The organism is Roseobacter sp. FCG-D35 (genome assembly GCF_033436665.1).
GTDB lineage: Bacteria > Pseudomonadota > Alphaproteobacteria > Rhodobacterales > Rhodobacteraceae > JAWQFO01.
The window spans coordinates 174,545-195,743 of record NZ_JAWQFO010000002.1; the positions used below are offsets into that span (position 1 = coordinate 174,545).

Genomic DNA, 21,199 nt, shown 5'->3' on the forward strand with positions numbered 1-21,199 from the left:
GGGACGGGAGAGCCGATATGCGGATCGTATTCATGGGTACCCCGGAATTCTCGGTGCCGTCGCTCGATGCGCTGGTGAACGCCGGACACGAGGTGCTCTGTGCCTATTGCCAGCCGCCGCGCCCGGCCGGTCGGGGCAAGAAGGACCGGCCAAGCCCGGTACAGACCCGTGCCGAGGCGCTGGGCATCCCGGTGCGGCACCCGGTCAGCCTGAAGGACGCCGCCGAGCAGGATGCCTTTGCCGCGCTCGGGGCGGAGGTCGCGGTGGTGGTGGCCTACGGGCTGATCCTGCCGCAACCGGTGCTCGACGCACCGCGGCACGGATGTCTCAACATCCATGGCAGCCTGTTGCCGCGCTGGCGCGGCGCCGCGCCGATCCACCGCGCGATCATGGCCGGCGACGGTGAGACCGGGGTCTGCATCATGCAGATGGAGGCGGGGCTCGACACCGGGCCGGTACTGTTGCGCGCCGCCACCCCGATCGGCGCGGAGGACACCACCGGCGCGCTGCACGACCGGCTGAGCGTGCTTGGCGCGCGGCTTGTCACCGAGGCGCTCGCGCAGTTGGGCAGCACCGTACCCGATCCGCAGCCCGAGACCGGCGTGACCTATGCCGCCAAGATCGACAAGGCCGAGGCCCGGATCGACTGGACCCGACCGGCGGTCGAGGTCGACCGGCAGATTCGCGGTCTGTCGCCGTTCCCCGGCGCCTGGTTCGAGGTCGACGGCACAAGGATCAAAGCCCTGGGGTCGCTTCTCGCGGAAGGGTCGGGTGCGCCCGGCACCGTGCTGCGGGACCCGCTACGCGTGGTCTGCGGCGATGGGGCTGTCGAACTCACCCGGCTGCAGCGCGCTGGCAAGGGAGCGCAGTCCGCGCAGGAGTTTCTCAACGGCCTGCCGTTGCCTGACGGTTCCACGCTCGGCTGAAACCGTCGCGTTCGCCTTTCCGCGCCGACCGCTAGTGCCTTCGCGCTCCTGCTGAGGGTCAGGACGGTGTTGTCAGCCGAGCAACTCCGCAACCTCGGCCTGGACCTTTTCCGCTGCCGCCTCCTTGACCGGGCCGTAGCCGCGGATGTCGAGAGGGGCGGCGGCAATCCGCAGCGCCCCGGTGTCGTCGAGCTCCGTCAGGCGACGAGGCAGGCGCTCCAGCACCTCTTCGAACCAGCCGATCAGCGCCACTTCGAGCTTGCGGTCGGCGTGGTAAGAAAACGGGTCGTACCAGCGGCCGCGAATGCTCTTCATCCCGGCGAGCACTCCGAAGGCCTGTCCCATCCAGGGGCCGAAGCTGCGCTTCTTCGGGTGTCCGCGCGCGTCCCTCCCCGCGGGCAGCAGGGGCGGGGCGAGATGGTATCGCACCTTGTAGTCGCCCTCGAAGGCTTCGGCGATGCGATCCGAAAAGCCGGTCTGGCTGTGCAGGCGCGCGACCTCGTACTCGTCCTTGTAAGCCATCAGCTTGAACAGGGATTTTGCCGCAGCGACGACGAGGTCCGCCGCTGCGTCGGGTGGCAGGGCCTCCGTGAAGGCCGCCAGCGTAGCGCAATAGCGCGCGGCATAATCCGCATCCTGGTAGTCGGTCAGGAAAGCGGCCCGGCGGTCGATCACCGCCTCTGGCGTCTCGTCGCGGGGTGCCTCGTCTGGCAGGGCCTCGCGCAGCCGGTCAGGGTTTTCGGCCATCACCCGTCCGTAGGAGAACGCCATCATGTTGCGCTCGGGGGTCACGCCGTTGAGCGTGATCGCCTCGCTCAGCGCATCCAGACCCACCGGCACCAGCCCCTTCTGCCAAGCAAAGCCGAGCATCATCATGTTGGCATAGACGCTGTCGCCCAGAAGCGCCTCGGCCATGCGGTTGGCGTCGAAAGAGGACAGGTTCTCGGCCCCGATGGCCCCGGCGATCACCTCGCGCCGGGTGTCGATCCTGAGGTCGGCATCGCGGTTCAGCACCAGGTCGCCGGTCGGCATCTCGGCGAGGTTCAGCACCATCTTCGTGCCGGACCGGTAATGCGCCGAGGCTTTCGGAGCAGAGGACACCACCGCGTCGCAACCGATCACCGCGTCGGCCTGCGCCTGGTCGATGCGGACCTGGTGGACCATCTCAGGCGTCGCGGCGAGGCGCACGTAGCCCAGCACGGTGCCGAATTTCTGCGCGAAGCCGGTGAAGTCGAGCACGCTCGACCCCAGTCCTTCGAGATGCGCGGCCATGGAGATCACCGCGCCCACGGTGATGACGCCGGTGCCGCCGACACCGGTGACCAGCAGGTCGTAGGGGGTGTCGAGATCGGGCAAGGCGGGATCGGGCAGATCGGCGGTCAGCGCCGCGACGTCGAAACCCGCGCCGTCCTTCCTGCGTCTTGTCGCGCCCTCGACGGTCACGAAGCTGGGGCAGAAGCCGTCGAGGCAGGAGTAATCCTTGTTGCAGGAGTTCTGGTTGATTGTGCGCTTGGTGCCGAACACGGTCGGTTTCGGCTCGACGCTCAGGCAGTTGCTCGCGACCGAGCAATCGCCGCAGCCCTCGCAGACCAGGTCGTTGATTATCACGAAGCGCTTGGGATCCTCCATCTTGCCGCGCTTGCGCCGCCGGCGCTTTTCGGTGGCGCAGGTCTGCTCGTAGATCAGTGCGGTGACGCCGGGGATCTCGCGCAGCTCGCGCTGGATCGCGTCGAGCCTGCCCCGGTCGTCGAAACTGGTGCCGGACGGGAACTCCGCGCGGTCGAACTTAGAGATGTCGTCCGAGAGCACGGCGATCCGGTCGACCCCCTCCGCCCGGCAGCTTTGGGCGATGGCCGCCGCCGAGACCGGTCCGTCGACGGGCTGGCCGCCGGTCATGGCGACGGCGTCGTTGTAGAGGATCTTGTAGGTGATGTTGGTCTTGGCCGCGACCGCCTGCCGGATCGCAAGCACGCCCGAGTGGTACCAGGTGCCTTCGCCGAGGTTCTGGAAGATGTGCTTGCCGCCGTTGAACATCGACTGGGCGATCCAGGGCACGCCTTCGCCACCCATCTGTGCGTAGCCGACGGTTTCGCGATTCATCCAGCTGGCCATGACGTGGCAGCCGATGCCCGAGGCGGCCTGCGAGCCTTCGGGCACGCGGGTCGAGGTGTTGTGCGGGCAGCCTGAGCAGAAATAGGGCGTGCGGGTCGCCCCCTTGACGTTCAAGAGTTGCGGCACGGTCTCGGTCAACCGGCGCGCTTTTTCGGGAAAACCCTCATCGGGGAAGAAAGCGTCAAGACGCGCGGCGATGATCGGCAGCAGCAGGCGCGGCGACAGCTCGCCCGTCCACGGCACCAGCGGGTTCATCTCCTCGTCGAACTTGCCGACCATGCGTTCGGGTTTGCGCCCCGGCCAGTCGTAGAAATGCTCCTTGAACTGGCTTTCGATGATGCCGCGCTTTTCCTCGATCACCAGGACCTCGCGCTTGCCGGTCACGAAGTCGAGCGCCGAGTTGTGCGCAAGCGGCCAGACCATGCCGACCTTGTAGATGTCGATGCCGAGGGTCCGACAACGCGCCTCGTCGAGCCCCAGAAGGCGCAGCGCCTCCATCAGGTCGAGATGGCCCTTGCCGGTCGAGACGAAGCCGAATTTTGCGCCATCGATCCCGTAGATCGCGTGGTCGATCGGGTTGGCCTCGACAAAGGCCTGCACCGCGTCGAGCTTGTGGCGGATGCGGGTCTCGATCTCGGGCGAGGGCAGGTCGGCCACGCGCACGTGCAGGCCGCCCGGCGGGGCGGTGTAGTCGGGCTGCACGAAAACCCGGTCGGCGGCCAATTCGACGGACTGGCCGGATTCCACCGTCTCGGAGATCGCCTTGAACCCGACCCAGGTGCCGGTGAACCGCGACAAGGCAAAGCCGTATTCGCCGAAGGCCTGGTACTCGGCCACCGAGGCCGGGTTCAGCGTCGGCATGAACCAGGCCATGAAGGCGACGTCGGACTGGTGCGGCATCGACGAGGAGACGCAGCCGTGGTCATCCCCGGCCACGACCAGCACGCCGCCCTTGGGCGAAGATCCGTAGGCGTTGCCGTGTTTCAGCGCGTCGCCGGAACGGTCGACGCCGGGGCCCTTCCCGTACCACATGGAAAACACGCCCTCGATCTCGCAGGCAGGGTCGAGCGTGGCCTGCTGGGCTCCGAGCACCGCTGTCGCCCCGAGATCCTCGTTGACCGCGGGCAGGAAGCGGATGTTTTCCTGCGCGACCAGCTTGGAATTGCGCCAGAGTTCCTGGTCGAGCCCACCGAGCGGCGACCCGCGGTACCCCGAGACGAACCCGGCCGTGTTCAGCCCCGCGGCGCGGTCGCGCCGGGCCTGGTCGAGCATGATCCGGACCAGCGCCTGGGTGCCGGTCAGAAAGACGCGGCCCTCGGTCTTGGTGTAGCGATCCGACAGCGCATATGTGGCGGGCGTGCGGGCGTGCTGGGTCATGGCTGGCTCCTGTCCGGACGGGACTCACCTCGTCAGTGTGCCAGAAGCCGAACGAAAGCGCTGGTCAGAATTACGTACACGAGCCGCCCGAACGGAAGATTTTTTCACGGCGCCGGGCCTTGCGAAACGATTTCTCTGGTTGTGCCGCGATCCGCGTCTTCGTCACGGATCTGCCGGGGTCAGCCCAAGCCCCGAGACGGCGCGCAATTCCTTGACGATGCGATCGACGCCCTCGCCGTGGCGCAGCGCCGCGAAGACAAATGGCCGCCCGGCGCGCATGCGCGTGGCATCCCGCTCCATGATTTCGAGCGAGGCGCCGACATGCGGGGCGAGGTCGGTCTTGTTGATGATCAGGATGTCCGAGCGGGTGATCGCCGGACCGCCCTTGCGCGGGATTTCCTCTCCAGCCGCCACGTCGATCACGTAGATCGTCACGTCGGCCAGTTCCGGCGAGAAGGTGGCCGAGAGGTTGTCGCCGCCGCTTTCGATCAGGATCGCTTCGACCTCGGGGTGGCGTTGCCGCATCTCGGCAACGGCGGCCAGGTTGATCGAGGCATCCTCGCGGATGGCGGTATGCGGGCATCCGCCGGTTTCGACCCCGATGATCCGGTCCTGCGGCAGGATCTGCAGGCGCATCAGCGCCTCCGCATCTTCGCGCGTGTAGATGTCGTTGGTAATGACGCCGATGGAATGTGTGGGCGATAGCGCCCGGGCCAGCGCCGCGGTGAGCGTCGTCTTTCCGGCGCCCACCGGGCCGCCGATGCCGATGCGCAGAGGTCCGTTCGGAGAAATCATGTGCGGAATACCCTCGAATGCTGGGTTTCGTGGCGCATCGCCGCGATATCAGCGGCGAAGCAGTGCGAGGCGAGGTCGTCGAGGTTTGTAGCGGCGGCATCGGCCGCGGTGTCGCGGATCAGCGCGCCGAGCCGCGCGAGCGCGGCCTGACCCTCGGTCTGGCCCAGCGGCACCAGCCGCACAGCGGCCGAGATGAGGTTGGCGGCGAAGGCATGCAGGTACATGCGTGCTGTCAGGCCCAGCGGCAAACCTCGACAGGCGGCGGCATGGCCGACCGCGACGGGATAGGTCAGCGCGCCGAGCTCGGTGTCCCAGATTGCATCGACCGTCGCCGCGAAGGAACGCCCCTGAGCCACGGTTTCCAGAAGCCGCTCGGACGAGGCCGCGAAGGCACGCGCCGTGGCGTCGATGCCGGGCAGACTGCCGGGGGTGGCGCGATAGGCCGCGGCCAGCAGTACGACGTCGGCGCGGCCACCGCCGTACGCCACGAGATCGACGAGCCACAACTCTAGAGTCTCCGCATCCCGCAGGTCGCCGGTGTCGATGACCTGCTCGAGCCCGTGCGAATAGGCGAAGGCCCCGACCGGGAAACCCGGCGACAGCCATTGCTGCAACGTCAGGATCGCGTCCGCCTCAGTGGTCATGGGCGTGCGGGTGCGCGTGATCGTGGTGATGGCCTTCGGGCCCGTGCTGGGCGCCGTGATCGTGCCCGTGGGTGCGTCCGTGCCCGTAAGCGCCGCCCTCCGGCGTGAAAGGCTCGACCACCTCGCGCACATGCGCCCCGAGCCGGTCGAGCATCCCGGCCATGACGTGATCGCGCTGGATCAGCAGACGGGTGGCTTCGATCTGGCAGGGCGTATGCCGGTTGCCGATATGCCAGGCGATGCGGTGCAGGCTGTCGCCGGATACCTCCAGCAGCGGCTCGGGTGCGGCGCGGATGCCGATCAGCGTGCCGTCCGTGGTCTCCAGCGCATCGCCGTGGTTCAGCGAGGTCGTCTGCGGAAGATCGACCAGCAGCCTCGCCCCGCCATCCGTGCCGAGCACCTTCCGGCGCAAAAAGCGGGCATCGTAGTCGAGCGTCACGGTGTCCGTGACGTCGTGGGCGTGGATGATCTTGTGTGCGGTCAGCATTGTCAGTTCCAGAAACTGCGGTCGAAAGCGGGTTGGCGTGGCACCGGGCCTTCTGACTGCGATACGGTTGGAATGTTCATGTTCAGAACAGGAAATACCGCTGCGCCATTGGCAGCACATCGGCGGGCTGGCAGGTCAGCAACTCCCCGTCGGCGCGGACCTCGTAGGTTTCGGGATCGACTTCGACCACCGGAAGGGCGTCGTTCAGTACAAGGTCGCGTTTTCCGATGCCGCGGGTCTTCTTCACCGCCACCACGTCCTTGGCCAGACCGAGTCGAGACCCGATGCCATCGGCTTCGGCCGCGGCCGAAACGAAGGTGACCGCAGAGCGTTCGACCGAGCGCCCGAAGGCTCCGAACATCGGCCGGGTATAGACCGGCTGCGGGGTCGGGATCGAGGCATTCGGGTCGCCCATCTGGGCCACGACGATGGTACCGGCCATCAGCACCATCTCGGGCTTCACGCCGAAGAACGCGGGGTTCCATAGCACCAGGTCGGCGCGCTTGCCTTCCTCGATCGAGCCGATCTCGTGGCTGATGCCATGCGCGATTGCGGGGTTCACCGTGTACTTGGCGATGTAGCGGCGGACCCGGAAATTGTCGTTCTCGCCGGTCTCTTCCGAGAGCCGTCCGCGCTGCTTGCGCATCTTGTCGGCGGTCTGCCAGGTGCGGATGATAACTTCGCCCACGCGGCCCATCGCCTGGCTGTCGCTGGCGATGATCGAAAAGGCGCCCATGTCGTGCAGGATATCCTCGGCAGCGATGGTTTCGCGCCGGATACGGCTTTCGGCAAAGGCCACGTCCTCGGGGATCGACTTGTCGAGGTGATGGCAGACCATCAGCATGTCGAGATGTTCCTCGAGCGTGTTGACCGTGAAGGGCCGCGTCGGGTTGGTCGAGGACGGGATCACGAATTCCTCGCCGCAAATCTTGATGATGTCTGGCGCGTGGCCGCCGCCCGCGCCCTCGGTGTGAAAGGCGTGGATCGTGCGGCCTTTCATCGCCGCGACGGTGTTCTCGACGAAGCCGGATTCGTTGAGCGTGTCGGTGTGGATCATCACCTGCACGTCCATGTCGTCGGCCACGCTCAGGCAGCAGTCGATGGCGCCGGGCGTGGTACCCCAGTCTTCGTGCAGCTTCAGCGCACAGGCGCCGCCGTGGATCATCTCGATCAGCGCGCCCGGCAGCGAGGCATTGCCCTTGCCGGAAATGCCGAAGTTCATCGGGAAGGCGTCGAGCGCCTGCAGCATCCGCCCGATGTGCCAGGGGCCGGGCGTACAGGTGGTGGCAAGCGTGCCATGCGCCGGGCCCGTGCCGCCGCCGAGCATGGTCGTGACGCCCGAATGCAGCGCGTCTTCGATCTGCTGCGGGGCGATGAAATGGATGTGGCTGTCAAAGCCCCCGGCGGTGAGGATCTTGCCCTCTCCGGCGATGGCCTCGGTGCCCGGACCCACGACGATGTCGACTCCCGCTTGCGTGTCGGGGTTCCCGGCCTTGCCGATCTTGTGGATGCGCCCGTTGCGCAGCCCGACGTCGGCCTTGTAGATGCCGGTGTGATCGACGATCAGCACGTTGGTGATCACCGTGTCGACGGCCCCGTCGGCGCGGCTGACCTGGCTCTGGCCCATGCCGTCGCGGATCACCTTGCCGCCGCCGAACTTGACCTCCTCGCCATAAGTCGTGAGGTCGCGCTCGACCTCGATCACGAGGTCGGTGTCGGCCAGCCGGACGCGGTCGCCTGTTGTGGGGCCGAACATGGCAGCATAGTCGGAGCGGGCGATCTTGGTGGGCATGAAGGTCTCTTTCAGAGAATGTCGTTGACGTAGAGCCAGAAGGCGAGGGCGGCGATACATGCGAGTAGCCAGTAGCCGCCCGACGTCGCTTCGATGGCGCGGCGCAGCAGCCCGCCCCTGTTGGCGTTGCGGTTGAACCCGAGCGCTTCGGTCGCAAGCACTTCGTTTTCGAGCCGCGTGAGATGCGTGAGCGAGGAGACGATGACGAGATAAAGCGTGAGGCAGCGCAGCCCGGCGAGTGCGAGGATAACGAAGGGAATGGCGCTGATGAAGATCCGCGCATCCTCCAGCCCCTCGACGATCCCGGTGACCGAGAAGGAGGCGAAGGCCGCGGCACCGGCCACGGCCAGCCGCTCGGTCGAGGTGATGAGCCCGATGTACTGGCGCATCGTCTCGCCCAGTTCCTTGTATTCGGCGAGCGCGAAATCCCTGTCGAAACTTTCGCTCATCGCAGCTTGGGTCCGCGTTTGGCCAGCCGTCGCGAGTTTGAGCGGGTCTTCTGGCGCAGCGGACGGATCGCCACGTCCAGCACCTCGTCCGGGCGCTTGCCGCGCATCGCGGCGAAGGCGGCGTTGAGCGCCGACTGGGTCATCGCGCCGGCCTTTTCGCTGACCATGCGCTGACGCTCGAACGGCGTGACGTTCCAGAACCCGGCAAATCCCCAGAGACGCATCGCGATCACCGCCTGCGCCTCGGCGGCCAGAAACCCGACCTGCAAGCCGGACTGGACAAGATCGAACGGGGAGGGGGCACGGGACCGCGGCATCGTCAGGTTCCTTCCGGTAGGAATTCGGGGTCGACGGGAACTTGCAACGCGGTGGCGAGCGCATTCGTCTGGCTTGCCATCGCGATCACCGACAAAAGCTCGCCGTGCTGGGCGGCGGTCATGCCCTTGGCGCGCGCAGCCGCCGTGTGCGATGTGATGCAGTAGTCGCAGCCGTTGGTGACGGAGACGGCGATATAGAGCATCTCCTTGACCAGCGGATCGAGTTCGCCCGGGCCCATCACCAGCTTCAGGCGCGCCCAGGTGGCGGCGAGAAGGGCGGGGTCGTTGGCCAGCGCGCGCCAGAAATTGTTGATGAAATCGGTGCCGCGTGTCGCGCGGATGTCGTCGAAGACGGCTCGCACCTCGGGGCTCGCGTCGGCGTCGCTCACAAGAGGCGCGGTCAATTCAGCAGGCCCCCGAGATCGGCGTTGCGCTGCTCGGTCAGACGGCGCATGCAGCTCCAGTAGATCAGCGGCGCGATCGAGCCGCCGGCGAATGTCGCCTGTTCGTAGGCGCAGGTGGCGTCGCGATGGGCAAGCCAGGCGCGCTGGGCGCCGAGAAGCTGGTCGCCGAGACCCATGCCGTCTGCCTGCGGCTTGACCTGCGACCAGAGCTGGTTGAGCGTCGCATCGGCCTGCGACCACTCGATTTCGGCGCAGCGGTTCATGTCGAGCTGCGTGACCGCGTTGGCGCAATCCTGCGCCTGGCCCGTCACGGGAAGCAGGACGGCCGCGAGGGCCGCCACTGCGAGATATTCGGGTCCGCGCCGCATCACACCATCGCGAAGATGCGGGCCGGGCCGCCGGTGCCGCCGGCGTGGTTCGGCGCGCCGACGACCAGGGTCGCCCCGGCGGGTGGGACCTCGCCCAGTCCCTTGATGTTCTCGATCCCGTAGCGCCCGGCGGGAAGCCAGGCGTAATGGGTGGCGAAATCGCCCGACTGGCCGAAATCGAGCGACAGCGTGTCGACGGCCATCGCCGAGGCGGTGGTCTCTTCGAGCAGCATCTGCGTGGCCTCGATATGGAAGCCGGGGAAATGCATCCCGTTGTCCGACCGGCCGACATAGGCGTCGCTTTCGACCTTCTCGGCCCAGCCCGAGTGCATCGCGACGCAGGCGCGTTCGGGAATCGGGCCGTTGGCGTCGATCCAGGCCTTCAGATCGTCGGGCGTGACCTGCGCGTCGGGATCCGAGGCGGCGCGCTCGTGGATGTGGATGACGCAGAGCGGCACCACGAGATCCTCGACCGGGATCTCGTCGACGCTTGCCCCGTCGGCCGAGAAATGCAGCGGCGCGTCGATATGCGTCGCCGTGTGTTCGTTGATCGCAAGGTCGTAGAGGTTGAAGCCGTCCTTCTCGAAGGCGAACTTCTGGGTCATCGAGATGCCCGGCTCGCCGAAGAAGGTCGGGAATTCGGGCGACAGCTTGTGCGTCATGTCGACGACGCTGCCGTGGCCCGCCGCCAGCGCCTTTGGCGCCGTGGCGATGCCGCCGACCGTGACGGCCGCGCCCGCGGCCGCCGATGCGCGGAAGAAGTCTCGTCGCGACAGCATCCTGTCCTTCACAGAGTTGATTACGCAGATGTCGCACATGGTCCTTCTCCCTTGGTTGCGGCGATCACAGATCGCCCATGATCTCCTGGTTGAACCCGTAGACCCGGCGCTGGCCACCGTACGGAATCAGGTGAACCTCGCGGCGCTGCCCCGGTTCGAACCTGACCGCGGTGCCCGCGGCGATGTCGAGCCTGCGCCCGTGCGCGGCGGCGCGGTCGAAGTCGAGCGCCGGATTGGTCTCGGCGAAATGGTAGTGCGATCCGACCTGCACCGGCCGGTCGCCGGTGTTGGCGACCATCAGCGTGACGGCCTCGGCCCCGTCGTTGAGCGTGATCTCGCCCGGGGCCGTCATCACTTCGCCCGGGATCATTTTTGACGCCACGCGATGAGCGCTGCACCGGCGACGGCGAGCAGCCCCGCGAGGATCGGCCCCCAGACCGCACTGTCGGCATGCGGATGCAGATGCGCGCCCTCGTGGGCCAGCGCGGGGCTGGCGACGGCGAATGTGGCGAGGATGAGGGAAGGTCGGCTGATCAAGGTCTGTGGCTCCTTTGCGGGGTCATCGGATCGGGTTGTGAACGGTCACCAGCTTGGTGCCATCCGGAAATGTGGCTTCGACCTGCACGTCGTGGATCATCTCGGGCACGCCCTCCATGCACTGGTCGCGGGTGATCACCTGCGCACCGGCCTCCATCATCTCGGCGACCGAGCGTCCGTCGCGCGCGCCTTCGACCACCGCGTCGGTGATCAGCGCGATTGCCTCAGGGTGGTTCAGCTTGACGCCGCGGTCGAGGCGGCGGCGCGCCACATCGGCGGCCATCGAAATCAGAAGCTTGTCCTTTTCGCGGGGGGTGAGCTGCATGTGGTTCAAAGTCTCCAGCTGGTCGGCAGTCGGTCGTCGGTCAGACGGCCGAGCACGGGCAACAGAACCTGCCGCAGCTCGAAGCCGTCCCGGGCGAGCAGGCGCAGGTGCAAGACCCCGTCCGAGAGAAGACTGGCACCGCCGCGCCCCTCGATCAATCCCTGCAAACAGCGCATTTGTGCTTCGGCCTCGGGCGCGCAGACAAGCACGCTCGCCATCGCCCGCGCGCCGCCGCCGATCGCGGGGCGGTCGAGTTGTGCGGCCACGTCGCCGTGCAGGTGCAGCCCGTCCCGGAAGAGCGGTCGGCCTGCGCGGCGCACCTCGACCCGGTCGTCGAAGCGGATGGCACGCAGATCCTCGCCGCGCGCGGTGCGCCCGAAGATCAGCGGCTCCACCATCACGAAGCGCGCGGTCTCCGCCAGATCCACGGTCAGCGACCGGTGCAGGGCCGCGCCCTCGAAGAGGATCGTCTCCTGCGGCAGCCAGTGAAGCCGCGCATCTGCCTCGGCCTCGAGCCGTGTGGTCACGCACCCGGTCTGGCCGTCCTGCGCGCGGTAGACCCGTTCGGCGGCCTGTGTGGTCAGCACCAGCGCCGAGTCGCGCCCGGCACGGCCCGACAGTTCGAACCGGTCGCCGCCGGTGACGCCGCCGGCAGTGTTGACGAGGATCGCCGTCACCGCGGTGCGGCTGCGCGGAAACAGCAGTTTGGACGCGCCGGACTGGTGCAGCGCGGCGATGTGGCTGCCCCCGTCGCGGGCCTTGGTCGCCAGCCTGGCGCTGCCGATGGCGCGCGGCTGGTCTCGGTGGGTCGCCTGGGGCGGGGCGGGCGTCATCAGCACAAAAGGCGGCCTTCGGACGGGTGGAACTTCCCGCGGACCTTGTCATGCGCAGGGCGGCGAAGGCGAGTCTCCGCAGCGGCGCGGGCGCGGCGCGGCGGCGCACTGCCGCTTTTTTGGGCAGCGTTACACGCCCTCCGGTCCTGCGCCTTCAACCCCCGCGAGAGGCGAGGCCGGAGACAGGGGTGGTGCGACCGGTCCGGGTCAAGTAAACCCGATTGCAAATACGTCGTTCTGCCCCATTATCGGGCGAAACACCGAAGAAAAAACAGATCACGGGGAGCTCCATCCATGACGATCAGACTGACCACATCGGCCCTCGCGCTGAGCCTCGCGGCCGGCATGGCCTCGGCGCAATGCGACAGCGTCACCTTCTCGGACGTCGGCTGGACCGACATCACAGCAACCACGGCGGCCACGACGGTCGTGCTCGAGGCGCTGGGCTACGAGACCGACATCAAGATCCTGTCAGTGCCGGTGACCTACACCTCGCTCGCCAATGGCGACATCGACGTGTTCCTTGGCAACTGGATGCCGACGATGGAGGCCGACATCGCCCCCTACCGCGAAGCCGGCACCGTCGATACGGTGCGCGCCAACCTCGAAGGCGCCAAGTACACGCTCGCGGCCAACAAGGCGGCGGCGGATCTCGGCGTGACCAGCTTCGGCGACATCGCCGCCCAGCAGGAGGCGCTCGACGGCAAGATCTACGGGATCGAGCCGGGCAACGACGGCAACCGCCTGATCCAGTCGATGATCGACGAGGATGCCTTCGGCCTGTCGGGATTCGAGGTCGTCGAAAGCTCTGAGCAGGGGATGCTGGCACAGGTCGCCCGCGCCGACCGCCGCGAGGAACCGGTGGTATTCCTGGGCTGGGAGCCGCACCCGATGAACGCCAATTTCGACCTGACCTACCTTGAGGGCGGCGACGATTACTTCGGGCCCAACCTCGGCGGGGCGACGGTGCACACCAATACCCGCGCAGGCTATGTCGGTGAATGCGAAAACGTCGGCAAGCTGCTGACCAACCTCGAGTTCTCGCTGGCCATGGAGAACGAGATCATGGGCGCGATCCTCGATGACGGGCAGGATCCGCCGGAGGCGGCAAAGGCCTGGCTGTCGGAGAACGCGGACGTTCTCGACGCCTGGCTCGACGGCGTGACGACCAAGGACGGCGGCGATGCCGTCGAGGCAGTCAAGTCGGCCATCTCGGGCTGACAGCGTCCGGACCGGCCCGGCGCGCCTGACAGCCGGGCCGATCCCCGCGGGCGTACCCCGCCCGCCCGGCGCACCGATCCCGGAAGGTTGCGATGAACTGGCTCACCGAAAACAAGATCCCGGTCGACGACGCGGCCGAGGCCGCGTTCGACTGGCTGCAGATCAACGGCGCGTGGTTCTTCGACAGCCTCGCTCTGGCGATGGAACGGCTGATCGACGGTATCCTCTGGCTGCTGCAGTCGCCGCCGCCGCTCTTGATCGTGGCGATCTTCGCGCTTCTGACCTGGGTGATCCAGCGCGACTGGAAGGTGGTGGCCTTCGTGATCGTGGGCTTTCTGTTCATCCTCAACCAGGGGTACTGGGAGGAGACCACCGAAAGCCTGACGCTCGTGCTGTCGGCCTGTCTGGTCTGCATGGGCATCGGCGTGCCGATCGGCATCGCCGCGGCGCACCGTCCGCGCCTTTATGCCTGGATGCGGCCGGTGCTCGACCTGATGCAGACCCTGCCGACCTTCGTCTACCTGATCCCGGCCATCGTGTTCTTCGGCATCGGGCTGGTGCCGGGGTTGATCGCCACGGTGATCTTCGTGCTGCCGGCGCCGATCCGCCTGACCCAGCTTGGCATCTCCTCGACGCCGACGGCCCTTCTGGAAGCGGCCGAGGCCTTCGGGGCAAAGCCGAGCCAGACGCTGTGGAAGATCGAACTGCCCTATGCGTTGCCGCAGATCATGACCGGGCTCAACCAGACCATCATGCTGTCGCTGTCGATGGTGGTGATTGCGGCGCTTGTGGGCGCGGACGGGCTCGGCGTGCCGGTTGTTCGGGCGCTCAACCAGGTCAATACCGGCCTCGGCTTTGAAAGCGGGCTGATCATCGTCGTCGTGGCGATCATGCTCGACCGGATGCTGCGTGTGGGCGGCAGATGACCAACGCCGTCGAGTTCGACAACGTCTCCATCGTTTTCGGCGAACGGCCCGAGAAGGCGCTGCCGCTGATGGACGCCGGCAAGTCGCGGGCCGAGATCCAGGAGGCGACCGACCAGGTGCTCGGCGTGCACGACTGCACGCTCGACGTCGCCGAGGGCGAGATCCTTGTGCTGATGGGCCTCTCGGGATCGGGCAAGTCGACGCTTCTGCGCGCGGTCAACGGGCTGAACAAGACCGCGCGCGGCACGGTGCGGATCAACGACGGCGACTGGTCCTGCGACGTCGCCCACGCCGCGCCCGCGGATCTGCGCCGGGTGCGGCGCGAATGCGTTTCGATGGTCTTCCAGCAGTTCGGTCTGCTGCCCTGGCGCACGGTGCGCGAGAACGTGGCACTGGGGTTGGAATTGTCCGGCGTGCCCCGGGGCGAGCGGCTGAAACGTGCCGACCGGCAGTTGCAGCTTGTCGGTCTGACCGACTGGGCGGATCGCAAGGTGGGCGAGCTTTCGGGCGGCATGCAGCAGCGTGTCGGACTGGCGCGTGCCTTTGCGACCGAGGCTCCGATCCTGTTGATGGACGAGCCGTTTTCGGCGCTCGATCCGCTGATCCGCACGCGGTTGCAGGACGAGTTGCTGGACCTGCAGCGCGAGCTGAGGCGTACGATCATCTTCGTCAGCCACGACCTCGACGAGGCCTTTAAGCTCGGCGGGCGGATCGCGATTATGGAAGGCGGCCGGATCGTGCAATGCGGCACCCCGCGCGAGATTTTCTCCGATCCCGCTTCGGATTACGTGGCCGAGTTCGTGGCCAACATGAACCCGCTTGGCGTGCTGACGGCGCGCGATGTGATGGGCCCGGCGAGGCCCGGCGGCCCGACCGTCGAGGCGGAAACGCCCGTGCGCGAGCTCATCGGACGGCTCGGCGAGACGGGCGAGGGCCTGACCGTCGAGGAGGACGGCCGCGCAATCGGCACGGTGAGCGCGCAGAGCATCGTGACGCGCCTCTCTGAATAGCCGCCCGCAGGAAACCTCGCGCGGCACACCCTCCTTCGTTCGTTAATCCCGGATCAACCGGAAGCAGCATTTTGGGGCGGGGTTAAAACATTCCCCAACTTATTGCGGTAATCCACAGAATAAGGCTTGCAAGCAACGCGCAAGGATCGCACCATATCTTGTATAGGCGCGGGGGATCGCCCCGGTCTGTAGCACAGGCACCTAGCTTTGGGGCCACTCACGGACCTCATCGCTAGAGCGACAATAAGAGGTGGCGTTATGGCCCTTTCCGAGCAGTACCTGGAAGAAGACATTCATCCCATCGACATCGTCGAGACCCTCGCGGCGCACCACGAGTGGGACTTCGACCGGATTTCCGACGAGCAGATCGCCATGGCCGTGGAAGGCCAGTGGCGCACCTACTCGCTCACGCTCGCCTGGTCGGCCTACGACGAAACGCTGCGCATGGTCTGCACCTTCGACATGGAGCCGCCCGACGAAAAGCGCGGCGAGCTCTACCACCTGCTGAACCTGATCAACGACCAATGCTGGGCGGGCGCCTTCACGTTCTGGCCCGAGCAGAAGATGATGGTGTATCGCTACGGGCTTGTCCTTGCCGGCGGGCACGTCGCGTCGGCGGACCAGATCGACACGATGATCGGGGCCGCCGTGCTCAGCGCGGAACGCTACTACCCGGCGCTGCAACTGCTCGCCTGGGGCGACCGAAGCCCGGAAGAGGCCTTGCAGGTCGCCATTGCGGAGGCCTACGGGCGCGCCTAAGACTCGCCCCCGAACAGGGACAGATGTTTGGGGGATTTCATGCAAGACAGTCGTATCGCGGCGCAGGGCCTTGTCCTGCTGGGCTGCGGGAAGATGGGTTCGGCCATGTTGGCCGGCTGGCTCGATCGCGGCTTGCCGGCCACAAGCGTCTGGGTCGTCGATCCGCACCCGAGCGACTGGGTGCGGGGCACCGGCGTGCACGTCAACGCCGACCTGCCCGCGGCGCCGGCGGTCGTCATCGTCGCGGTCAAGCCGCAGATTATGGCCGAAGCGCTGCCGACGCTGCAGGCGATGGGAGAGGGCGAGACCGTCTTTGTCAGTATCGCGGCGGGAACGACAATTTCCCATTTCGAGAAGACGCTCGGGGCGGGAACGCCCATCGTCCGGGCGATGCCGAACACGCCCGCCGCGATATCGCGCGGGATCACGGCGATCGTCGGCAACGATAGGGCAGGCGCAACCGCGTTGGACGAGGCCGAGGCGCTGTTGCGGGCTGTCGGCGCGGTCGTTCGCCTCGAAGACGAATCCCAGATCGACGCGGTGACCGGGGTCAGCGGGTCTGGGCCGGCCTACGTGTTCCACATGATCGAGTCGATGGCCGCGGCAGGCGAAGCGGAAGGGCTGGCGCCCGAGCTTGCGCTGCAATTGGCCAAGGCGACGGTCGCCGGTGCCGGGGCGTTGGCGATGGAGGCGGACGAGCACCCGTCGCAATTGCGGCGCAACGTGACCTCGCCCAACGGCACCACGCAGGCGGCGCTCGAGGTTCTTATGGACGAGAGTGACGGTCTCCCAACCCTGCTGAAACGCGCGGTCCGGGCGGCGACGGAACGTTCGCGGGAGCTGGCCGATGGCTGAGATCAGTTTCGACGAGTTCCTCAAGGTGGACATCCGCGTCGGCACCGTGACCCGCGCCGAAGCCTTTCCCGAGGCCCGCAAACCGGCCTACAAGCTCTGGGTCGATTACGGACCCGAGATCGGGGAAAAGAAGTCCTCGGCGCAGATCACGGTGCATTACGCGCTCGAAGACCTCGTCGGCATGAAGGTGCTCGGCGTGGTCAATTTCCCGCCGCGCCAGATCGGGCCGTTCATGTCCGAGGCGCTTGTACTGGGCGCGCCGGACGCGGAGGGCGAGGTGGTGTTGCTACGCCCGGACAAGGACGTGCCAAACGGAGGACGGATGTTTTGACCAGGGTCTGGATGACGCGGCCGTTGCCGCAGGAGGTACAGGACGAGGCGGCCAAGCATTTCGATGTAACCGTGCGCGAGAACACCGCGCCGATGAATTCGGACGAGTTGCGGGCGGGGCTGCGCGACTACGACGGCGTGATCCCGACATTGGGCGATCTCTACACGCCGCAAGTTTTTGACGACGTGCCGGACCCGCGGTGCCGGATCCTCGCCAACTTCGGCGTCGGCTACAATCATATCGATGTGACGGCGGCGACCGCCGCCGGGCTGGTCGTGACCAACACACCAGGCGCTGTCACTGAGGCCACCGCCGACACCGCGATGACGCTGATCCTGATGAGCTGCCGCCGCGCCGGAGAAGGAGAACGGCTGGTGCGCGCAGGCGAATGGGAAGGCTGGCATCCCACCCAGCTGCTCGGGTTGCATCTTGGCGGCCGCACGGTCGGGATCGTCGGCATGGGGCGCATCGGTCAGGCCATCGCGCGGCGCTGTCATTCCGGGTTCGGCATGAAGGTGGCTTACCACTCGCGCTCGCCCAAGACGCTCGATTTCCCCGCCGAGCGCAAGGAGAGCCTTTCGGATCTCGCCCGGGCGGTCGATGTCATGGTCGTGGCGGTGCCGGGCGGAGACGAAACCCACCACCTCGTCGATGCCAAAGTGCTGGCGGCGATGCAGCCACATGCCCATCTGGTGAACATCGCCCGTGGCAACGTGGTCGACGAGGCCGCGCTGATCGCGGCGCTGGAACAGCGGCGCATTGGCGGGGCGGGTCTCGACGTCTACGAGTTCGAGCCGAAGGTGCCGCAAGCGCTCAAGGCGCTCGAGAACGTGGTGCTGCTGCCGCATATCGGGACCGCGGCGCTGGAGGTTCGGACCGAGATGGGGCTGATGAGCGTGGAGAACCTGCGCGCTTTCTTTGCCGGTGAGGCCGTGCCGAACCCGGTCTAGGCCGGAGCGTCGTCACCGACCGCCGCGCGCCAGTGACGCCGGCACAGCGACAGGTAGGTCTCGTTTCCGCCGATCTGCACCTGCGCGCCCTCGCGAAGCGCCTTGCCGTCGGGACCGAGCCGAACGACCATCGTCGCCTTCTTGCCGCAATGGCAGATCGTGCGCACCTCGCGCATCTCGTCGGCCAGCGCCAGCAAAGTAGCGGAGCCGGGGAACAGCTGGCCGCGGAAGTCGACGCGCAACCCGTAGCACATTACCGGCACCCGCAGGTCGTCGACCGCGCGGGCCAACTGCCAGACCTGCTCTTCCGAAAGAAATTGCGCCTCGTCGATGAAGACACAGGCCACCGGTCCCGCCTTTTGACGGGCTTCGATCTTGCCAAAGAGTTCTTCTCCGGGTTCGAACGTGTCGGCGTCCTGCCCGATCCCGATGCGCGAGGCTATGCGGCCCTCTCCGGCGCGCCGGTCGAAGCGCGCGGTGATCAGGTAGGGGACCATGCCGCGTTCGCGGTAGTTGTGCGCGGCCTGCAGAAGCACGGTCGATTTGCCGGCGTTCATGGTCGAGAAATGAAAGTAGAGCTTGGCCATGCGCGCCGGGATACGGCAGGCCGCAGGATCGGGCAAGAGCGGGCGGACCGTCGTGGTCACCGTGCGGTGCGCCAGTGCAGACGCCGGGGCCAGGACGGGACGCGCCAACGCAACCGACCGCAGGCTTCGACGATCCGGTGCAGGGCGCGCGGCCCTGCTCCGGCGTGGCGCGCGTAGAACTCTGTTTCCGCGTCGCGGCACGTTCTGGCACCCTCAAACGAGGAAAGACCTCTCGGCGGCAGGATCAGAAGGGGCGTGGTCATGATTTGTCCTTTCTTCTCTCTTCGGTTGCCAACAACCTAAGGATCGCCGAACCTGTCTGTAACGACATGAGATGAAGAGGTCGTTTCATGAATGAAAAGGATGAATTCGACCGACCGGGCCCGGCGGAGGGCAAAGCGGGACGCGGTGCTGGTGTCGATTGGGATGATCTGGCCGCTTTCCTGGCCGTCGCGCGCACTGGCGGGCTTTCGGCTGCCGCGCGCGAGATCGGGTCGAGTGCGCCGACGCTGGGTCGCCGGATGCGGGCACTCGAACGCGCGCTCGGGCGCGAGCTTTTCGTGCGGCGCACCCATGGCTACGAGCTGACAGAGGACGGTGCGCGGCTGTGCGCCGACCTGCGCGTGGCCGAGGCGTCGATTGCGCGGGCGACGGCCTCGGCGGCAGAGGATGTCCTGCCTCTGGTCAAGGTCGCGGCCGGAACCTGGACCATGCTGTCGCTTGCGGAAAACCTGAAAGCGTTTGCCGGCGATCCTCCGGACCTGCGCCTGCGGCTGCTCTCCGGCGAGGACGTGCTGTCGATCCCCCGGCGCGAGGCGGCCATCGGCTTTCGCACCCGGCGCCCGACCGAGGCGGGGCTTGCGGGACGGCGGCTCCGTCCCGTCGCCTTCGCCGCCTATGCCGCGCCGGGTGCGCCGGAGGACTGGATCGTGGTGCGTGCAGGCACCGCCTCGGCCCGCTGGGTGGCCGAGCGCTGCGGCGACCGGATCGCGGTCGAGACCACGGCGCCGAGGCTGGCGCTCGATCTCGCGTTGAACAGCTTCGGTCGCGTCCTGCTGCCGACATTCATCGCTGACGCGCAGCCCGGCCTCGAACGCTGTAGCGAAGATGTCGCGGAACTGTCTCACGACCAGTGGCTTGTCACCCATGACGAGGACCGCAGGCTGCCCGAGGTGCGCCGGGCGCTCGACAGGATCGCCGAGGTGTTCGGGTGAGAGCTCAGGCGTGCCGCTCGACCAGCACCGACCCCACCGAATAACCGGCTCCGAACGAGCAGATCAGGCCGCGGTCGCCGTCCTTCAGATCGTCCGAGAATTTCGAGAAGGCGATGATCGAACCGGCGGAGGACGTGTTGGCGTAGTCCTGCAGGATGTTCGGCTGCTCGCCCGGCTCGGGCTCGCGCCCCAGAACCTTGCGCCCGATGAAATCGTTCATCGTCTTGTTGGCCTGGTGCAGCCAGAGCCGCTTGAGCTCCGCCGCGTCGAGACCTTCGTCGGCCATGTGGTCCGCGATATGCGCCGAGACCATCGGCAGCACTTCCTTGAAGACCTTGCGGCCGTTCTGCATGAACTGCATGTCGCGCCGGTCTTTCATGCCATCAGGACGCGAGCGGCGCAGGTAGCCGTTGTTGTTGCGGATGTTGTTTGAGAACTCGGTGGCACAGCGCGTCGAGCGGATCTTGAAGTACGGACCCGTCGCGGCCTCCTCGGTCTCGATCAGCACCGCGGTGGCGACATCGCCGAAGATGAAGTGACAGTCGCGGTCGCGCCATTCGAGATGCGCCGAGCAGATCTCGGGGTTGACGACCAGCGCCCCCTTGATGCTGCCGGACCGGACCATGTCGGCCGCCGCCTGAATACCGAAAGTGGCCGAGGAACAGGCGACGTTCATGTCGAAGGCAAAGCCCGGGACGCCCAGAAGCTGCTGGATCTCGATGGCGACGGCCGGGTAGGCGCGTTCCATGTTGGAGGCCGCGCAGATCACGGCACTGACGTCCTCGGGGCGCTTGCCGGCCTGCTTCAGGGCCGCGCGCGCCGCCGTGACGGCCATCTCGGCCATGATCGAGGGTTCGTCGTCCGAGCGCTGGCGCAGCAGCGGATGCATCACCCGGGGATCCAGAACGCCTGTCTTGTCGACCACGTGGCGCTGTTCGATCCCGCTGGCCTTGACGATGAACTCTTCCGAGGAATGCTCCTTTGCGGCAAGCGTTCCGGCGGCGATCTGCTCGGCGTGCTCGGCGTTGTAGAGATCGGCATAGGCGTTGAAGGCCGCGACCAGCTCGGCGTTGCTGATGATGTCTTCGGGCGTGAAGACACCGGTGCCGGTGATGACGGGAGTTGGCATCCTGATAGCTCCAGACGGTTAGGCGTCCAGTATCGCCAAGATACCGGCCAAAGACCAGCGCGCCGGACCCGT

25 protein-coding genes are annotated in these 21,199 nt (G+C 67.0%); 9 read left to right on the forward strand and 16 right to left on the reverse strand.

Going from position 1 to position 21,199, the window contains the following annotated elements; translation table 11 throughout:
• Positions 1-17 precede the first annotated feature (17 nt).
• Positions 18-926 (forward strand): methionyl-tRNA formyltransferase, encoded by a 909-nt coding sequence (gene fmt, locus R5H30_RS04975; RefSeq protein WP_318326952.1) that lies wholly within the window; start codon positions 18-20, stop codon positions 924-926.
• A gap of 72 nt (positions 927-998) precedes the next feature.
• On the opposite strand, the gene R5H30_RS04980 is transcribed toward fmt, so the two are convergent.
• From R5H30_RS04980 to R5H30_RS05045, 14 genes are all read right to left on the reverse strand, one after another.
• Entirely contained in the window at positions 999-4,415 is a 3,417-nt protein-coding gene (locus R5H30_RS04980; RefSeq protein ID WP_318326953.1) for an indolepyruvate ferredoxin oxidoreductase family protein, read from the reverse strand.
• Positions 4,416-4,577: 162 nt separating this feature from the next.
• Positions 4,578-5,210, reverse strand: a complete 633-nt coding sequence (ureG, locus tag R5H30_RS04985; RefSeq protein ID WP_318326954.1) for an urease accessory protein UreG — start codon at positions 5,208-5,210, stop codon at positions 4,578-4,580.
• Positions 5,207-5,854, reverse strand: coding sequence for an urease accessory protein UreF (locus R5H30_RS04990; RefSeq protein ID WP_318326955.1), 648 nt, complete (start codon positions 5,852-5,854; stop codon positions 5,207-5,209). Before R5H30_RS04990 ends, ureG begins: the two co-directional genes overlap by 4 nt.
• On the reverse strand, positions 5,844-6,341 hold the full coding sequence (ureE, locus tag R5H30_RS04995) for an urease accessory protein UreE (protein ID WP_318326956.1): 498 nt from the start codon (positions 6,339-6,341) through the stop codon (positions 5,844-5,846). Before ureE ends, R5H30_RS04990 begins: the two co-directional genes overlap by 11 nt.
• An 82-nt stretch (positions 6,342-6,423) precedes the next feature.
• A complete protein-coding gene (gene ureC, locus R5H30_RS05000) occupies positions 6,424-8,133 on the reverse strand; it encodes an urease subunit alpha (protein ID WP_318326957.1) in 1,710 nt (569 codons plus the stop codon).
• An 11-nt stretch (positions 8,134-8,144) separates the two neighbouring features.
• Positions 8,145-8,582 carry a hypothetical protein gene (locus R5H30_RS05005; RefSeq protein WP_318326958.1) on the reverse strand — a complete coding sequence of 146 codons (438 nt, stop codon included), beginning with the start codon at positions 8,580-8,582 and terminating at the stop codon, positions 8,145-8,147.
• Positions 8,579-8,899: an antifreeze protein gene (locus R5H30_RS05010; protein WP_318326959.1), complete on the reverse strand. Its 321-nt coding sequence runs from the start codon at positions 8,897-8,899 to the stop codon at positions 8,579-8,581. Before R5H30_RS05010 ends, R5H30_RS05005 begins: the two co-directional genes overlap by 4 nt.
• 2 nt (positions 8,900-8,901) lie before the next feature.
• Positions 8,902-9,288: a carboxymuconolactone decarboxylase family protein gene (locus tag R5H30_RS05015; protein ID WP_318326960.1), complete on the reverse strand. Its 387-nt coding sequence runs from the start codon at positions 9,286-9,288 to the stop codon at positions 8,902-8,904.
• Positions 9,289-9,299: 11 nt separating this feature from the next.
• Entirely contained in the window at positions 9,300-9,671 is a 372-nt protein-coding gene (locus R5H30_RS05020; protein WP_318326961.1) for a lysozyme inhibitor LprI family protein, read from the reverse strand.
• Positions 9,671-10,489, reverse strand: coding sequence for a cyclase family protein (locus R5H30_RS05025; protein WP_318326962.1), 819 nt, complete (start codon positions 10,487-10,489; stop codon positions 9,671-9,673). Before R5H30_RS05025 ends, R5H30_RS05020 begins: the two co-directional genes overlap by 1 nt.
• Positions 10,490-10,514: 25 nt before the next feature.
• On the reverse strand, positions 10,515-10,820 hold the full coding sequence (locus tag R5H30_RS05030) for an urease subunit beta (protein ID WP_318326963.1): 306 nt from the start codon (positions 10,818-10,820) through the stop codon (positions 10,515-10,517).
• Positions 10,817-10,987 (reverse strand): hypothetical protein, encoded by a 171-nt coding sequence (locus R5H30_RS05035; protein ID WP_318326964.1) that lies wholly within the window; start codon positions 10,985-10,987, stop codon positions 10,817-10,819. The genes R5H30_RS05030 and R5H30_RS05035 overlap by 4 nt, the downstream gene beginning before the upstream one ends.
• Positions 10,988-11,009: 22 nt before the next feature.
• On the reverse strand, positions 11,010-11,312 hold the full coding sequence (locus tag R5H30_RS05040; RefSeq protein ID WP_318326965.1) for an urease subunit gamma: 303 nt from the start codon (positions 11,310-11,312) through the stop codon (positions 11,010-11,012).
• 5 nt (positions 11,313-11,317) lie between these two features.
• Positions 11,318-12,145 carry an urease accessory protein UreD gene (locus tag R5H30_RS05045; protein ID WP_318327715.1) on the reverse strand — a complete coding sequence of 276 codons (828 nt, stop codon included), beginning with the start codon at positions 12,143-12,145 and terminating at the stop codon, positions 11,318-11,320.
• A 294-nt stretch (positions 12,146-12,439) separates the two neighbouring features.
• On the opposite strand from R5H30_RS05045, the gene R5H30_RS05050 reads away from it, so the two are divergent.
• From R5H30_RS05050 to R5H30_RS05080, 7 genes are all read left to right on the forward strand, one after another.
• Positions 12,440-13,366, forward strand: a complete 927-nt coding sequence (locus R5H30_RS05050; RefSeq protein WP_318326966.1) for a choline ABC transporter substrate-binding protein — start codon at positions 12,440-12,442, stop codon at positions 13,364-13,366.
• 92 nt (positions 13,367-13,458) lie between these two features.
• Positions 13,459-14,292 (forward strand): choline ABC transporter permease subunit, encoded by an 834-nt coding sequence (gene choW, locus R5H30_RS05055; RefSeq protein WP_318326967.1) that lies wholly within the window; start codon positions 13,459-13,461, stop codon positions 14,290-14,292.
• Complete coding sequence (choV, locus tag R5H30_RS05060; protein ID WP_318326968.1) at positions 14,289-15,302, forward strand: choline ABC transporter ATP-binding protein; 1,014 nt, start codon at positions 14,289-14,291, stop codon at positions 15,300-15,302. The genes choW and choV overlap by 4 nt, the downstream gene beginning before the upstream one ends.
• Before the next feature lie 258 nt (positions 15,303-15,560).
• Complete coding sequence (locus R5H30_RS05065; protein ID WP_318326969.1) at positions 15,561-16,061, forward strand: type III secretion system chaperone family protein; 501 nt, start codon at positions 15,561-15,563, stop codon at positions 16,059-16,061.
• Between the two features lie 39 nt (positions 16,062-16,100).
• Complete coding sequence (gene proC, locus R5H30_RS05070) at positions 16,101-16,916, forward strand: pyrroline-5-carboxylate reductase (RefSeq protein ID WP_318326970.1); 816 nt, start codon at positions 16,101-16,103, stop codon at positions 16,914-16,916.
• Positions 16,909-17,247 carry a tRNA-binding protein gene (locus R5H30_RS05075; protein ID WP_318326973.1) on the forward strand — a complete coding sequence of 113 codons (339 nt, stop codon included), beginning with the start codon at positions 16,909-16,911 and terminating at the stop codon, positions 17,245-17,247. The genes proC and R5H30_RS05075 overlap by 8 nt, the downstream gene beginning before the upstream one ends.
• An 11-nt stretch (positions 17,248-17,258) precedes the next feature.
• Positions 17,259-18,197: a 2-hydroxyacid dehydrogenase gene (locus tag R5H30_RS05080; protein WP_318326974.1), complete on the forward strand. Its 939-nt coding sequence runs from the start codon at positions 17,259-17,261 to the stop codon at positions 18,195-18,197.
• Here R5H30_RS05080 and R5H30_RS05085 read toward each other — a convergent pair.
• Positions 18,194-18,784: a thymidine kinase gene (locus R5H30_RS05085; protein ID WP_318327716.1), complete on the reverse strand. Its 591-nt coding sequence runs from the start codon at positions 18,782-18,784 to the stop codon at positions 18,194-18,196. The genes R5H30_RS05080 and R5H30_RS05085 overlap by 4 nt on opposite strands.
• Before the next feature lie 350 nt (positions 18,785-19,134).
• On the opposite strand from R5H30_RS05085, the gene R5H30_RS05090 reads away from it, so the two are divergent.
• A complete protein-coding gene (locus R5H30_RS05090) occupies positions 19,135-19,998 on the forward strand; it encodes a LysR family transcriptional regulator (RefSeq protein ID WP_318326975.1) in 864 nt (287 codons plus the stop codon).
• A gap of 4 nt (positions 19,999-20,002) precedes the next feature.
• Here the strand turns inward: R5H30_RS05090 and R5H30_RS05095 are convergent, their stop codons facing one another.
• The gene (locus R5H30_RS05095) at positions 20,003-21,127 is read right to left on the reverse strand and encodes a beta-ketoacyl-ACP synthase III (protein WP_318326976.1); all 1,125 of its coding nucleotides are present in this window, start codon (positions 21,125-21,127) and stop codon (positions 20,003-20,005) included.
• Positions 21,128-21,199 lie beyond the last annotated feature (72 nt).

What these genes read in the sequence shown, in the direction of transcription:
- fmt (WP_318326952.1), top strand. Translation starts at nt 18, where the DNA reads ATGCGGATCGTATTCATGGGTACCCCGGAATTCTCGGTGCCGTCGCTC.
- R5H30_RS04980 (WP_318326953.1), bottom strand. Translation starts at nt 4,415, where the DNA reads ATGACCCAGCACGCCCGCACGCCCGCCACATATGCGCTGTCGGATCGC.
- ureG (WP_318326954.1), bottom strand. Translation starts at nt 5,210, where the DNA reads ATGATTTCTCCGAACGGACCTCTGCGCATCGGCATCGGCGGCCCGGTG.
- R5H30_RS04990 (WP_318326955.1), bottom strand. Translation starts at nt 5,854, where the DNA reads ATGACCACTGAGGCGGACGCGATCCTGACGTTGCAGCAATGGCTGTCG.
- ureE (WP_318326956.1), bottom strand. Translation starts at nt 6,341, where the DNA reads ATGCTGACCGCACACAAGATCATCCACGCCCACGACGTCACGGACACC.
- ureC (WP_318326957.1), bottom strand. Translation starts at nt 8,133, where the DNA reads ATGCCCACCAAGATCGCCCGCTCCGACTATGCTGCCATGTTCGGCCCC.
- R5H30_RS05005 (WP_318326958.1), bottom strand. Translation starts at nt 8,582, where the DNA reads ATGAGCGAAAGTTTCGACAGGGATTTCGCGCTCGCCGAATACAAGGAA.
- R5H30_RS05010 (WP_318326959.1), bottom strand. Translation starts at nt 8,899, where the DNA reads ATGCCGCGGTCCCGTGCCCCCTCCCCGTTCGATCTTGTCCAGTCCGGC.
- R5H30_RS05020 (WP_318326961.1), bottom strand. Translation starts at nt 9,671, where the DNA reads ATGCGGCGCGGACCCGAATATCTCGCAGTGGCGGCCCTCGCGGCCGTC.
- R5H30_RS05025 (WP_318326962.1), bottom strand. Translation starts at nt 10,489, where the DNA reads ATGTGCGACATCTGCGTAATCAACTCTGTGAAGGACAGGATGCTGTCG.
- R5H30_RS05030 (WP_318326963.1), bottom strand. Translation starts at nt 10,820, where the DNA reads ATGATCCCGGGCGAAGTGATGACGGCCCCGGGCGAGATCACGCTCAAC.
- R5H30_RS05040 (WP_318326965.1), bottom strand. Translation starts at nt 11,312, where the DNA reads ATGCAGCTCACCCCCCGCGAAAAGGACAAGCTTCTGATTTCGATGGCC.
- R5H30_RS05045 (WP_318327715.1), bottom strand. Translation starts at nt 12,145, where the DNA reads ATGACGCCCGCCCCGCCCCAGGCGACCCACCGAGACCAGCCGCGCGCC.
- R5H30_RS05050 (WP_318326966.1), top strand. Translation starts at nt 12,440, where the DNA reads ATGACGATCAGACTGACCACATCGGCCCTCGCGCTGAGCCTCGCGGCC.
- choW (WP_318326967.1), top strand. Translation starts at nt 13,459, where the DNA reads ATGAACTGGCTCACCGAAAACAAGATCCCGGTCGACGACGCGGCCGAG.
- choV (WP_318326968.1), top strand. Translation starts at nt 14,289, where the DNA reads ATGACCAACGCCGTCGAGTTCGACAACGTCTCCATCGTTTTCGGCGAA.
- R5H30_RS05065 (WP_318326969.1), top strand. Translation starts at nt 15,561, where the DNA reads ATGGCCCTTTCCGAGCAGTACCTGGAAGAAGACATTCATCCCATCGAC.
- proC (WP_318326970.1), top strand. Translation starts at nt 16,101, where the DNA reads ATGCAAGACAGTCGTATCGCGGCGCAGGGCCTTGTCCTGCTGGGCTGC.
- R5H30_RS05075 (WP_318326973.1), top strand. Translation starts at nt 16,909, where the DNA reads ATGGCTGAGATCAGTTTCGACGAGTTCCTCAAGGTGGACATCCGCGTC.
- R5H30_RS05080 (WP_318326974.1), top strand. Translation starts at nt 17,259, where the DNA reads ATGACGCGGCCGTTGCCGCAGGAGGTACAGGACGAGGCGGCCAAGCAT.
- R5H30_RS05085 (WP_318327716.1), bottom strand. Translation starts at nt 18,784, where the DNA reads ATGGCCAAGCTCTACTTTCATTTCTCGACCATGAACGCCGGCAAATCG.
- R5H30_RS05090 (WP_318326975.1), top strand. Translation starts at nt 19,135, where the DNA reads ATGAATGAAAAGGATGAATTCGACCGACCGGGCCCGGCGGAGGGCAAA.
- R5H30_RS05095 (WP_318326976.1), bottom strand. Translation starts at nt 21,127, where the DNA reads ATGCCAACTCCCGTCATCACCGGCACCGGTGTCTTCACGCCCGAAGAC.